The sequence below is a fragment of the Nitrosomonas sp. genome, assembly GCF_019752095.1.
GTDB lineage: Bacteria > Pseudomonadota > Gammaproteobacteria > Burkholderiales > Nitrosomonadaceae > Nitrosomonas.
Genome location: NZ_JAIEMO010000008.1, coordinates 39,817 through 54,112 on the forward strand (window position 1 = coordinate 39,817; position 14,296 = coordinate 54,112).

A 14,296-nucleotide genomic window follows, 5' to 3' on the forward strand; every position below is an offset into this window, starting at 1 on the left:
GTGATTAATGAAGCAGAAGAAGGATCGTTACCGGATGCGCCATTGCCGGTTGATATCGCAAAAATGCGTCTGATGTTTCATGACAATTCTGTGCTAGTACGAAAGTTTTGTCTTAAATTTATTGAGGTTGCCAATGACACGCTTTCGGAAATGGAAGTGGCACAGACTGAAAAGGATCTGCCAGCACTGAGTTGTTTAGGTCATAAATTAAAATCTTCAGCAAGAACAATCGGCGCCTTAAGTTTCGCTGATTTATGCGAGGCGCTTGAGGAAGCGAGCGCCAATAATAATTGGTCCGATGCGGAAGCATTGCTGGCAAAGATTCCACTTTTGTTGAAGCAGATTACACAACAACTAGAACATGAATTTAGTGAATTGAGCGAATAAGGCGCTAGGCAGAAACCTTTCTGGTCATTTTTCTTCGACGATTCAAATTTTTTTATCGAGAACTTGATAAGAAGCATAGTAATTGGATATTCATCCATACATCTTGATCCTTTTATTGGGTGTGAGCTTAATCGCTACAAGAAATTGTCTGTATAACCTAAGATCACGCCATATCAAGTTTTTCCTGATCCATTTAATGCATTACGCGCAAATTGATTTATAATCCACTATTCATTAAAAATTTAAACTCAATATTAGTTTTATCTGCAAACAGATAGGTAAGAAAAGGGAGATTATCAATGCATATAGGCATACCAGCAGAGATTCGCGGTGGAGAAACGCGTGTGGCAGCCACACCGGAGACCGTGAAAAAATATACTGCCAAGGGTGTTCATAAGGTTTCAGTCCAGCTAGGTGCCGGTGCTGGTGCCAGTATTCCGGACTCAGCCTATCAAGAGGCGGGCGCAACGATAGTGACTGATGTGGCTGAATTGTATGCGCAATCGCAAATTGTACTCAAAGTGCGTGGCCCGGAGTCCAGTGAATTAGCGATGATGCGAAAGGATGCGGTATTGTTGGGGTTGTTGTCGCCGCATCAAAAGGATGGTGTGGATGCACTAGCACAGCATGGATTGACTGCATTTGCGATGGAGAAATTGCCGCGGATTTCTCGTGCGCAAAATATGGATGTTTTGTCGTCACAAGCAAACATTGCGGGCTACAAAGCGGTGATTGTGGCAGCAAATGTCTATCAAAAATTCTTTCCTATGCTGATGACGGCAGCTGGTACTGTGAAAGCGGCACGAGTTCTAATCCTGGGTGCAGGTGTTGCTGGATTGCAGGCCATTGCAACTGCCAAGAGATTGGGTGCAGTGGTTGAAGCTTTCGATGTGCGACCAGCAGTTAAGGAGCAGGTAGAGAGTCTGGGTGCCAAGTTTGTGGAAGTGCCACTCAGTGATGAAGAAAAAGCCAAAGCTGAAACAGCGGGCGGGTATGCGGCGGAAATGTCGGATGATTATAAGCGGCGGCAAGGAGACTTGGTCCATGAGCGCGCGGTTTTGGCAGATATCATTATTACAACCGCGTTAATTCCGGGTCGCCCAGCGCCCGTTTTGGTCAAAGAGGAAACCGTGCAGGCGATGAAGCCAGGTTCTGTCATTGTCGACATGGCAGTTGAAGCAGGTGGTAATTGCCCATTATCCGAATTAAATAAGAATGTGTTTAAACATGGTGTGCATCTGATTGGAATTGCGAATCTTCCTGGTTTGGTGGCGGCCGACGCTAGTGCATTATATGCACGGAATCTGATGAATTTTCTTAACTTGATGCTTGATCAGGAAAATGATGCATTGAAAATAGACCGCTCAGATGAAGTTATTGCGGGAACATTGCTATGTGCAGGTGGGGAAGTCATCGGAAAGTCATAATCTCAACGATAACTAAGAAAGACGCTTTATCAGTTGCTGCATAGAGAAAGTACAGTTAACGAATTTTAAAGGAGTAAATATGATTGGTGAAATTGATCCGGTTATTATCAATCTAACGGTTTTTGTGCTGGCAGTTTTTGTTGGCTATCATGTTGTGTGGAATGTTACACCGGCTTTGCATACCCCTCTGATGTCAGTGACTAACGCTATTTCCGGTATTATTCTTGTTGGCGCAATGTTGGCTGCGGGGCCAACGGAGACCGACTGGGGCGTTTGGTTAGGTGCTGCTGCAGTTACGCTGGCAGCAATCAATGTTTTTGGTGGGTTTCTGGTGAGTCAACGGATGCTGGAAATGTTCAAGAGAAAAGATAAAAAAGGAAACGCGTAAATGTCAGCCAATATGGTAGCACTTGCATATTTAGTTGCTTCAGTATTTTTTATACTTGCACTAAAAGGCCTAAGCTCGCCTGAATCAGCACGTCGTGGAAATTTGTTCGGTATGGTGGGCATGGCGATTGCGGTTGCCACAACTTTGACACTTACGCAGAACTGGCTTTTGATTTTGGGATGTATTGCGGTTGGAGGTACTATCGGCGCGATTGTGGCACAACGTGTGCAGATGACTGCAATGCCTGAATTGGTTGCCTTTATGCACTCACTGGTTGGTCTGGCGGCAGTATTTATTGCAATTGCAGCGATCAATAATCCGGTTTCTTTCGGGTTGCCTGCGATTTTGCCGGCAGGTAGTAAACTGGAATTGTTCTTGGGTACTTTTATCGGCGCAATGACTTGGTCGGGTTCAGTTATTGCATTTCTGAAGTTGTCTGGCCGCATGAGCGGCACACCTATTGTTTTCAGTGGCCAGCATATGCTTAATTTATTGCTGGCCATTGCCATGGTTGGATTTGGTTTGTGGTTCTTTTTTAGTGAGACGACGAACTGGACCGCGTTTATTGCTATGACTACAATTGCCTTCGTATTAGGATTTCTGATCATTATTCCTATTGGTGGCGCTGATATGCCGGTCGTGATATCGATGCTTAACTCATACTCTGGTTGGGCTGCAGCAGGCATTGGTTTTTCGTTAGGTAATCCGATGTTGATTATTGCCGGATCTTTGGTAGGTAGTTCAGGCGCTATTCTTTCTTATATCATGTGTAAAGCTATGAATCGGCCATTTTTATCTGTTATATTGGGCGGTTTTGGCAGCGATGGCGGAGCAATTGTAGCTACGGATGGTACCCAGAAAACTCATCGTAGCGGAAGTGCAGAAGATGCAGCTTTCTTGATGGGTAATGCAGATAGTGTGATCATCATCCCTGGATATGGCTTGGCAGTTGCAAGGGCGCAGCACGCAGTCAAAGAATTGGCTGAGGTATTGCACAAAAAAGGAGTTAATGTTCGCTTTGCTATTCATCCGGTAGCCGGGCGTATGCCTGGACACATGAATGTATTATTGGCGGAAGCTGAAATTCCTTATGAGCAAGTCCAGGAAATGGAGGAAATAAATAGCGACTTTTCAAATACAGATGTCGTTTTGGTGTTAGGTGCAAATGATGTAGTAAACCCGGCAGCAAACGTTCCAGGCAGCCCCATCTATGGTATGCCGATATTAGATGCGCATAAGGCACGTACGGTTATGGTTGTAAAGCGCAGTATGGCGGTGGGTTATGCTGGTCTTGATAATGATCTGTTCTATATGGATAAAACTATGATGATATTCGGAGATGCTAAGAAAGTCGTTGAGCATATGGTCAAGGCATTGTGATATGATATCCTGAAAAGCATTGACTATTTCTGGAATTGGAGAACAATTGCCTGAGCGGTTGTTCTCTGTCTAATATATTGAACGGCATTCATGATCTGGGACTAAGTTTCAAGATCATTAAAGGGATGAGGTTTTGCAATACCAAATCCTTGCGCATAATCGATGCCAATTTCTTGTAATTTCGCTATGATATCATCCGTTTCGACTAATTCAGCAATCGTTTTTACATTAGCATCTTGAGCGAGCTGATTGATAGCTATTATTTTGGCTAAATCTTCTTCGTCGCGAAGTATATTGCAAACAATGCTGCCATCGATTTTCAGGTAGTCCACTTTTATTTTACTTTGTAGATTTAATGACTCAGAATTATCGCTAAAGCTACAGAGTGAAACCAGGCAGCCTAATTCATGAATTTTTTGTGTGAAGATATGTGTGTCTGCCGTACTGTCTTCTGCATCTGAAACTTCAATTTCAAAACAAAGACTAGAAGCGGTGACCTTGGTTTTTTGTAACTGATCTTGAATAAAACTAGGGAAGGCTACATCTTTTAAAGTATCTTTGGCTAAATTAAGGTGAAATACCGAATTGGTTTTTGGATGAACCGATAGCCACTGAACGATATGGTTGATGATCCATCGATCCAGCTTGGGCATCATTTGGAATTGATCGACTAGGGGTAAGAACGAACCTGGAGGCATCAAGCTATTTTCTTCTTCGTGCATACGAATCAGAATTTCATAATGCGAGGAGGATGTATCAGCAGATTTGATAGGGATTATTTTCTGGCAATAAAGATTAAACTCTTCTCCGTCAATTGCTTGAGCAATGCGTGCAGCAGTAATTCCTGATTTAGATGTTGATGGTTGATTATTTTGTTGAAGTTTTATGTCGTTATTGGTTGATGCTTCAATAGATTTTTTTAACTCTGGTTTTATTTTATTTTCATCTTTATTATTTTTTGAGGGTATACGGCTTTTTTCTTGTGCGCGAGGGGTGTGCAGTGTATAGAAGCCAATAGTTTTTCCTTTATTATCAATATGAGGAAGATATTGCTCTGTGAAAATATAGGGAAAGCCTTTGATAGATTTAAGGATTCGTTCGTTATGTACAGTTTTTCCTGTTAAGATTTTTTCAATATTATTCTGGATATCAGAAAAGAATTCTGCGTTTGAGAATTCTTTTAGAGAATGCCCATCAATCTGATCCGGATTTAACCCAAACCATCGGCGGAAAATTCGATTATGGTACCGACAGCGGAGCTCAGTATTAAAATAGGCCAACATAACAGGGAAATTTTCATCGATAAATTGTGATTTTATCTTATTTTCTGACGATGTTTTTTCAGCCCAAAGCCTATGTTTAATCTCATTTCCGAGTCTTTCCTTAGTAACATTGAGTTGATTACTGAGGCTTCTGGAATTTTTCTCGGCTTGCGCTAACTGAATAATTACTATTAGTATTGTAAAGAGTAAAGAAAACCATAATGCAGTTAGCCAATGGGGCGGGAGTTCATTGGTAATATATGCATCTGCTATGATGATAAGCAATAGAATCAACGAAATAAAAATAGTCAAATAGGGCTTGACGTTATTTAATAATGAGTACTTTGGCACGATAATTCCTTATTCTTGAGAGCTTAAATTAAGATGCGTTGTTGCTATTTATAGAGTATTTTTTAGTTAATTTTTCTACTATGAGCGAGGAGTGGTTTACTAAATAGCCAGAATTTCCATAGATCAGAGCGTGTTATTACAAAATGATGTGAAGCGATCTCATTCGATGTTGTTATGGTGAGTTGTCTAACTTTTCCGTTTTTAATTGCTGTGTATAAGGGTAAAAACCAATTGTGTTCCATATTTCTGAGAGTTTCTCGCCATCTATAAGCATTCTTGTATATTGCTGGACTACGCAGCGAATCCAATACTACAAGATGATTTCCTGATATTTTAGTTTGGAGCCATTTGTTAACATCTGTAGGTAGATTTGAATAATTGATATTACTAGCAGCCAGTGCTAGTGATTGAGAAAAATCATTATTACTCCATGCATGTGTGTAAGGAGAATGTATTGATTGAAGTATGTTTCCTCCTCCCCAAGGCCAAATGCTATTAATGATCAATTCGCCGCGAGATTCACGAGCTTGGTTAACCGGGTGCTCATGCAGAAGCATTTGCGCTTCATTAAAGATTTTATGCCAGATGCTGCTGTCTTTTCCTGTCGGCAAGAAATTATTGATGTTTTTGCATGTGACATGACTGAGTGTGTGGGTCTGCATTTCAGGTGCTTTGGGTATTCGAATGTACCAACGATGTGGCTGGAAAGCTGAAAAAATAAAATCCTGGTTACCGAGACTATGATTCAAGTCTTGTATTAATCGCTCCGCTTCTTCTGGAGAGATTTCGAAAGATTGACTATCTGCTAGCATGATATGGTTTTGTTCAATGCGGAGATGAACAGGATCGGCACGCATCCAGAAATCTTTACTTGTTTTTGCCAAAAAGGGGGCATCAACGTGTAACATCAGTGGTGCAATAGGCCAATTCCCATGTTGTTGCTGCAAATTAAACTGTTTACATAGCCAGATTTCCATTTCAAGGGATGAATTTGTCCTAGAGATACATTTAGATAGTAGTGTTTCTAGGGAATGCATTAATAAACCATCATAGATTTCTGGTTGCGAAGTATCAGACCAAAATAGATTGGGAATTAGAAGGTTAATATTCATTGTGAGGGAATGAAACACTCCAAAAAGGTTTTGTAAAGCAAGTGACCATGTTGCTGCTGATCAAATGCTAGGTAATACTATATGTATGGATAGGGTTGCTTGCCATCATGGAAAGGTATTGTGTTTACACGTATAATGCATAGAAAGACCAAGTTTATTTTAAATTGGCAGAATTTTTCTTGCAAATTGCATTTGTTTTGAATATTTGGAGATGTCATGTATCAGCATATAAAGGTGCCTAGTAAGGGTGAGCGGATTAAGGTTAATGATGATTATTCATTAAAAGTGCCTGACAATCCAATAATTCCTTTTATTGAAGGTGATGGGATTGGTGTTGATATCACTCCAGTGATGCGTAGTGTTGTTGATTCAGCCGTTGAGAAAGCTTATGGTGATCAACGAAAAATTTCGTGGATGGAAATTTATGCGGGTGAGAAATCAACGCAAGTTTATGGACCAGATGTATGGTTACCAGAAGAGACATTGCAGGCTGCCAAAGAGTTTGTGGTTTCAATTAAAGGCCCGTTAACAACTCCGGTTGGTGGTGGAATTCGCTCAATTAATGTTGCTTTACGGCAGCAACTAGACTTATATGTTTGTTTGAGACCTGTACGCTATTTCAGTGGTGTTCCGAGTCCATTAAAGAATCCAGAAAAAACAGACATGATTATTTTTCGTGAGAATTCTGAGGATATCTATGCGGGTATAGAATGGGAAGCAGAGTCAGAATCTGTAACAAAAGTGATTAATTTTTTGGTTAAAGATATGGGGGTGACGAATATACGTTTTCCTCAATCTTCTGGTATCGGTATTAAACCGGTCTCAAAAGAGGGAACGGAGCGTTTTATTCGGAGGGCTATTCAATATGCCATTGATAATAAACGAGATTCTATTTCTTTGGTGCATAAAGGTAATATTATGAAGTTTACTGAGGGTGCATTTAAAAAGTGGGGATATGCATTGGCAGCTAATGAATTCGGAGCGGAATTGTTGGATGGTGGGCCTTGGATGAAATTACCTTCGACACTGGGTGGAATTATTATCAAAGATGTAATTGCTGATGCTTTTCTTCAGCAAATCTTACTTCGTCCAGAAGAGTATGATGTTGTTGCAACTTTGAATTTAAATGGGGATTATATATCCGATGCTTTGGCTGCGCAGGTGGGTGGAATAGGGATAGCGCCTGGCGCTAATCTCAGCGATGTGGTGGCGGTTTTTGAAGCAACACATGGCACAGCGCCTAAGTATGCTGGTAAAGATCAAGTAAACCCTGGTTCAATAATATTATCGGCAGAAATGATGCTGCGACATATTGGATGGGGCGAAGCAGCCGACAAAATTATTAAATCTATGGAAAAGACTATCCAGGGCGGAATTGTTACTTATGATTTTGCCCGGCAAATGACTAATGCTAAGAGAGTTTCTTGCTCGGCTTTTGGTAATGCGATGATTGATTCCATGAGTTAATTACTCATGGATGTTATTTATCCGGCTATAAAATAAGGAGTGAGTTCGAAAGTAAACCCCTTGCTACGTGTAATACAACAAAGCAAAGGGGCTATTATATAAGAGAAGAGTAAAATAAAATTATTGTTATTGTTTGGCCAGTAGTTATGAAAGTTAAGTGGCCTGGATATTTGAGGCTTGTTTCCCCTTTGGTCCTTGAGTGACATCGAAGCTCACTTTTTGACCTTCCTTAAGGGTTTTAAAACCAGACATAGTGATTGCCGAGAAGTGTGCAAACAAATCCTCGCTACCGTCATCAGGAGTAATAAAACCAAAACCTTTAGAATCATTGAACCATTTTACTGTACCTGTTGCCATTTCTACTTCCTATATAAAAACTGGGCCGGAAACCCTGATACTATTTGAAATCTAAGATTATTTATGGATAAAATTGATCCGTAAATAATCTTAAAGTCAAACGCCATTTGCTGTTTTACGCAAATCCTAGGTTAAAGTCAAGCGGTTACGCCATTTTTGTGGTTCAGGGAAAGGTAATTGTCTCAAGATACTTGAAATTTCTGTCGTAATCGTTAAATATGCCTCTAGCGTAGAGAAGTCTTTTGTACTATATTTTATGATTAGAAATTTATCAGTTTAGGAAATATTCATGACGGAGAGCAAGTCTGGAACCGTTAAACTTTCACAAGAGAAGGTTAAGCACAAGTCACCTCCTTTTTATAAAATTTTACTATTAAATGATGACTTCACTCCAATGGAGTTTGTGGTTGAGGTGCTAAAGTTGTTTTTTTCCATGAGCCAAGAACAAGCGACATTAATAATGTTAAAGGTGCATACAGAAGGAGTAGGCGTGTGCGGTATATACCCTGGCGATATTGCAAGTACTAAGGTCAAGCAAGTAGTTGAATTTAGCAGAAAGAATCAGCACCCGCTTAAGTGTGTAATGGAGAAAAACTGAAATGATCGCACCAGATTTAGAAGTTAGTTTGCATATGGCATTCGTAGAGTCGAGGCAGAAGCGCTATGAATTTATTACGGTAGAACATTTGTTGTTGGCGATGCTAGATAATGCAAGCGCAGCTGAAGTATTAAATGCCTGTTTGGTGGATATAGAAGATTTGCGAGCAGTATTGTTAGATCATATAACACGTCATACTCCTGTGATTAAAGGTGATGAGGAAGTTGATACGCAGCCTACACTTGGTTTTCAGCGTGTTATTCAACGTGCCATATTGCATGTTCAGTCATCTGGGAAAAAGGAGGTAACAGGTGCTAATGTATTGGTATCGATATTTGGAGAAAAAGATTCTCATGCGGTCTATTTCTTGCATCAAAGAGGAGTGACTCGTTTGGATGTAGTTAATTACATCTCACACAATATTAAGAAAATGTCGCATGAGAATGATGCTAAAACTGCAAGTGAAAGCGATGCTGAACATGAATCAAGCTCTGCTGGGTTACTTGAGAATTACACGGTAAATCTAAATCACTTGGCACGAATAAATAAAATTGATCCTTTGGTGGGTCGTGAAAAAGAAATCGAACGTGTAATACAAATCTTATGCAGGCGCCGTAAAAATAACCCACTGCTAGTTGGAGAAGCCGGTGTTGGGAAAACGGCGATTGCAGAAGGCTTAGCGAAGCGAATTGTTGAGGAAAATGTACCTGAATTACTTTTGAAGCATCAGATTTATTCACTCGATATGGGGGCTTTATTAGCGGGTACAAAATATCGGGGAGATTTTGAGCAGCGTTTAAAAACTTTACTAAAACAATTAACTGATAATCCCGCAGCTATTTTATTTATTGATGAGATTCATACGCTTATTGGTGCTGGTGCTGCCTCTGGCGGAGTTATGGATGCTTCAAATTTACTGAAACCGGTTCTGAATACTGGACAGTTGCGATGTATTGGCGCGACAACTTTTAGTGAGTATCGTGGAATTTTTGAGAAAGACCATGCATTGTCACGACGTTTTCAGCAGATAGAAGTTAACGAGCCAAGTGTGGATGAGACGGTGGCTATTTTACGAGGCTTAAAATCTCGTTATGAGCAACACCATAAGGTTAAGTATACTAGCAGTGCTCTGGTTTCAGCTGCAGAGTTATCAGAACGGTATATTAATGATAGGCATTTACCAGATAAAGCAATAGATGTGCTTGATGAAGCTGGCGCTGCACAGCGATTATTGCCGAAATCGAAGAAACGCAAGGTTATTGGTAAAGGAGAGATTGAGAGTGTGGTCGCAAGAATCGCAAGAATTCCATCTCAGAACATTTCTACTAACGACCGTAGTAAATTAAAAACCTTGGGGCGTGATATGAAAGCGGTCGTTTTTGGTCAAGACAATGCGATTAATGCATTGACAGCAGCTATTAAAATGTCAAGAAGCGGATTGGGTAATCCAAGAAAACCGGTTGGTTCTTTTCTTTTCACAGGTCCGACAGGTGTTGGGAAAACTGAAGTGGCAAGGCAATTGGCATATGCTTTAGGCGTTCACCTGCATCGTTTTGATATGTCCGAATATATGGAACGTCACGCAGTATCCCGGCTGATTGGTGCGCCGCCTGGTTATATAGGGTATGACCAGGGTGGGTTATTAACTGAGGCTGTGATCAAACATCCCTATTCGGTTTTATTATTGGACGAGATCGAGAAAGCACATTCAGATATTTTTAATATTCTTCTGCAAGTTATGGATTATGGTACATTGACTGACAATAATGGGCGTAAAGCGGATTTACGTAATGTCATTATTATCATGACTACAAATGCAGGTGCGGAAGCGCTTACGAAAACATCAATTGGCTTCACAAAATCAAATTCTGCTGGCGATGAATTAATTGATATCAAGAGATTATTTACTCCTGAATTTCGTAATAGACTGGATGCGGTTATTTCTTTTGCTTCATTAGATCAGGAAATTATTCAGCGGGTTTCTGATAAGTTTTTGATTCAACTTGAAAATCAGTTGCAAGAGAAAAAAGTCGAAGCAACATTTACCGAAAGATTGCGTAAATATCTTGCGCAGCATGGTTTTGATCCGCTAATGGGTGCGCGACCTATGGAGCGCTTGATCCAAGATACAGTTCGTAGTGCGCTTGCCGACGAATTATTATTCGGACGCTTAGTCAATGGTGGTAAAGTGACGATTGATATGGATAGTGATAGCAAAGTAGTATTGTTATTTGAAGAAGAAACTGCAGTTATTTGATCGGATTGAATTTTCGATTTCATAATACAAGAATAATCTTTGAATTTCTTCTGGGTTTAGTTTCTCGCTGCTGCGATGGGATGCGTCATTGGCGAAATAAAAATCTGGGCAAGGTCAAACCTAAGGTTGTTTCTTATTTATATCCCTTCCATGTACGATCCGGTACAACACCGGTAGCACCAACAGCGTTAACGCAGTCGACGACAGAATGCCGCCGATTACCACCGTTGCCAGAGGGCGCTGAACTTCCGCGCCGGTACCGGTGGCAAGCGCCATAGGTAGGAATCCAATTGATGCTACCAGTGCAGTCATCAATACCGGACGCAATCGGGTCAATGCACCGGTTTGAATCGCGTCATCCAGCCGATATCCTTTTTCTCTTAAACCTCGGATAAACGCCAGCATCACCAAGCCGTTCAGTACCGCCACGCCGGAGAGAGCGATAAATCCTACACCGGCCGAGATGGATAAGGGAATATCACGCAGCCATAAAGCCAATATCCCGCCGGTCAAGGCAAATGGAACTCCAGTGAACATCAGCAATCCATCGCGCATATTGCCGAACATCGTGTACAGTAGAATGAAAATCAAACCAAGCGCGACTGGAATTACGATCTGCAGACGTTGTGCTGCGGATATCATTTGTTCAAATTGACCACCCCAGGTCGTCCAATATCCGGGAGGGATTTGGATCTTTTCGTTGATAAGCTCCTCCGCTTCATTAACAAAAGAACCCAGATCCCGGCCACGAACGTTTGCGGTAACTACGATTCTGCGTTTGCCATTTTCCCTGCTGACCTGATTGGGACCTTGAGTCATTTCGAATTTGGCCACTTCACCCAAGGTGACAAAAACAGGTACAACTGGCTGAGCCGCTTGAGCAGCTTGCGGCATAATGGGTGCCATCGCAACACTTTGCATCGGAACGCTGATGGGCAGCCGCTTCAAGGATTCAATATCTATCCGCAAATGTTCCGGTAACCTTATCTGCAGATCAAAGCGGCGATCGCCCTCAAAGACCATGCCAGTGCTTCTACCACCTACCGACATTGCCACCACATCCTGTACATCGCGACCATTGAGGCCGTAACGTGCCATTTTCACCCGATCCATTTGGATCGAAAGCACTGGTAAACCGGTAATCTGCTCGGTTCGTACATCCGCCGCGCCGGGAACGGTTCCAAGCAGCTTCTCAATGCTTTCACCCAAAGCCAGCAGGGTATCCATGTCATCACCGAATACTTTCACTGCAACATCGGCGCGCACCCCAGATAGTAGCTCATTAAAACGCATCTGGATCGGCTGGGTAAATTCGTAATTATTTCCCGGAACCTTATGCACCGCCTGTTCCATCGCAGCAATCAGCTCTGCCTTGGTTCGATGCTCCCCGGTCCATTCAGATTGTGGTTTCAAGATGATGAAAGTGTCTGCAACGCTTGGAGGCATCGGATCAGTCGCTATTTCAGCCGTGCCAATTTTGGAAAATACCCGTTCGACTTCAGGAAATTTTTTGATGACCACTTCCAGTTCATTCTGCATTTCGACTGCAGTGGTCAAGCTGGTGCCTGGAATACGGATGGCATGCAATGCAATATCACCTTCATTCAAACTGGGAATAAATTCGCTACCAACGCGCGTAGTCAACAATCCCGACAAAATAACAATCACAATTGCTATCGTGACGGTGAGTGCACGGTTATTCATGGTTGTCGTCAATACTGGCACATAGATTCTTTTAGCCCACACCATCACACGGCTTTCTTTTTCCTGTACCTTGCCGGTCAAAAAGAATGCAATGGCCGCCGGAACAAATGTGATCGAAAGAATCATAGCGCCAATCAATGCTGTCACTACCGTCAACGCCATCGGATGAAACATTTTTCCTTCCACTCCGGTCAACGCAAAAATTGGTAAGTAAACAATAATGATAATCAACTCACCGTAAATCAATACCTTCCGAGCTTCCTTAGAAGCGTCAAAAACCAGCTCGAGCCGTTCGGTAAGCGTAAGCTCTCTTTTCAGGCGCATCTGTTCTTGCGCCAATCTTCGGATGCTATTTTCGACAATAACGATCGCGCCATCCACGATAATGCCAAAATCAATCGCTCCCAAGCTCATCAGATTGGCACTGACGTGGTTGGTCGCCATGCCAGTGAAGGTAAACAACATCGACAATGGAATGACAAATGCTGCAATCAGTGCTGCACGCAAGTTACCCAGAAAAAGCAGCAATACTACAATTACCAATGCAGCGCCTTCGAGCAGATTTTTTGCCACAGTATGAATAGTTTTATCCACTAGTATGGTGCGGTCATAGACGGGGGTAGTAAAAACACCTTCTGGCAGATTGCGATTGATCTCTTCCAGTTTCTTGGCTGTGGCTTGAGAAACGTTACGGCTGTTTTCTCCAATCAGCATATGCACCGTTCCTAACACAACTTCCTTGCCATTCTGAGTAGCAGCACCGTTGCGCAGTTCTTTGCCGATCAGAGTGTCCGCCACATCCTTTATTCGAATAGGTGTTCCTTGCCGAGAACTCAAAATAATATTGCCAATTTCATCCAAGTCAGCGATTTGTCCCGGTACGCGAACCAGATACTGTTCTCCGCTTCTTTCGATATAGCCCGCGCCGACGTTCAGATTGTTACGCTCCAGAGCGGTCATCAAGTCGGTCAATGTCAAACCAAAAGAAATCATTTTTTCCGGGTACGGCACCACATGAAATTGTTTAACATAACCACCCACGGTATTGATTTCTGTGACTCCTTTCACCATCCTCAATTGCGGCCGAATCACCCAATCCTGGATTTCCCGCAAATCAGTCGAGGTATAGTCTGAACCATCCGGTTTCTTAGCGCCTTCCTTGGCATTCACAGTCCACATGAAAATTTCGCCCAGCCCTGTGGAAATAGGCCCCATCATGGGTTCAATGCCAACAGGCAACCTACCCCTTGCTTCCTGAATGCGCTGACTGACTTGCTGACGCGCAAAATAAACATCAGTGCCATCTTTGAAAATTACCGTAACTTGCGACAGCCCATAACGTGAAATCGAGCGGGTATAGTCCAGATGCGGCAAACCTGCCATGATGGTTTCAATCGGAAACGTGATGCGCTGTTCCGCCTCAATCGGTGAATAACCCGCAGCGGCCGTGTTAATCTGAACCTGTACGTTGGTGATATCGGGTACCGCATCAATCGGCAGTTTCTGGTAACTATAGACACCGATAATTGCCATCATAAAGACCGCCATCAGCACGATGCCGCGTTGATAGATGGATAAATGTAAAATGCGTTCAAACATGGTGGCT

General features: G+C 42.2%; 11 protein-coding genes. 7 read left to right on the top strand and 4 right to left on the bottom strand.

The features are described from left to right. The 4 genes from K2Q13_RS03380 (at position 1) to K2Q13_RS03395 (ending at position 3,582) form a co-directional block, all read left to right on the top strand. Positions 1–387, top strand: a complete 387-nt coding sequence (locus K2Q13_RS03380; protein ID WP_292919252.1) for an Hpt domain-containing protein — start codon at positions 1–3, stop codon at positions 385–387. Between the two features lie 299 nt (positions 388–686). Next, on the top strand, positions 687–1,814 hold the full coding sequence (locus K2Q13_RS03385; RefSeq protein ID WP_292919253.1) for a Re/Si-specific NAD(P)(+) transhydrogenase subunit alpha: 1,128 nt from the start codon (positions 687–689) through the stop codon (positions 1,812–1,814). Positions 1,815–1,893: 79 nt separating this feature from the next. Continuing rightward, complete coding sequence (locus tag K2Q13_RS03390) at positions 1,894–2,202, top strand: NAD(P) transhydrogenase subunit alpha (protein ID WP_292919254.1); 309 nt, start codon at positions 1,894–1,896, stop codon at positions 2,200–2,202. Further along, a complete protein-coding gene (locus K2Q13_RS03395) occupies positions 2,203–3,582 on the top strand; it encodes an NAD(P)(+) transhydrogenase (Re/Si-specific) subunit beta (RefSeq protein ID WP_292919255.1) in 1,380 nt (459 codons plus the stop codon). Positions 3,583–3,683: 101 nt separating this feature from the next. Here the strand turns inward: K2Q13_RS03395 and K2Q13_RS03400 are convergent, their stop codons facing one another. Further along, on the bottom strand, positions 3,684–5,195 hold the full coding sequence (locus K2Q13_RS03400) for an EAL domain-containing protein (RefSeq protein WP_292919256.1): 1,512 nt from the start codon (positions 5,193–5,195) through the stop codon (positions 3,684–3,686). A gap of 62 nt (positions 5,196–5,257) precedes the next feature. Continuing rightward, positions 5,258–6,307 (bottom strand): phosphoglycerate mutase, encoded by a 1,050-nt coding sequence (locus K2Q13_RS03405; protein ID WP_292919257.1) that lies wholly within the window; start codon positions 6,305–6,307, stop codon positions 5,258–5,260. Between the two features lie 216 nt (positions 6,308–6,523). On the opposite strand from K2Q13_RS03405, the gene icd reads away from it, so the two are divergent. Further along, the gene (icd, locus tag K2Q13_RS03410; RefSeq protein ID WP_292919258.1) at positions 6,524–7,774 is read left to right on the top strand and encodes an NADP-dependent isocitrate dehydrogenase; all 1,251 of its coding nucleotides are present in this window, start codon (positions 6,524–6,526) and stop codon (positions 7,772–7,774) included. Between the two features lie 153 nt (positions 7,775–7,927). Here the strand turns inward: icd and K2Q13_RS03415 are convergent, their stop codons facing one another. Beyond that, entirely contained in the window at positions 7,928–8,131 is a 204-nt protein-coding gene (locus tag K2Q13_RS03415) for a cold-shock protein (RefSeq protein ID WP_292919259.1), read from the bottom strand. 289 nt (positions 8,132–8,420) lie between these two features. Between K2Q13_RS03415 and clpS the strand changes: the two genes are divergently transcribed. After that, positions 8,421–8,729: an ATP-dependent Clp protease adapter ClpS gene (clpS, locus tag K2Q13_RS03420; RefSeq protein WP_292919260.1), complete on the top strand. Its 309-nt coding sequence runs from the start codon at positions 8,421–8,423 to the stop codon at positions 8,727–8,729. 1 nt (position 8,730) lies between these two features. Further along, complete coding sequence (gene clpA, locus K2Q13_RS03425) at positions 8,731–10,986, top strand: ATP-dependent Clp protease ATP-binding subunit ClpA (protein WP_292919261.1); 2,256 nt, start codon at positions 8,731–8,733, stop codon at positions 10,984–10,986. Between the two features lie 120 nt (positions 10,987–11,106). Here the strand turns inward: clpA and K2Q13_RS03430 are convergent, their stop codons facing one another. Next, positions 11,107–14,289 (bottom strand): CusA/CzcA family heavy metal efflux RND transporter, encoded by a 3,183-nt coding sequence (locus K2Q13_RS03430; protein WP_292919262.1) that lies wholly within the window; start codon positions 14,287–14,289, stop codon positions 11,107–11,109. Positions 14,290–14,296 lie beyond the last annotated feature (7 nt).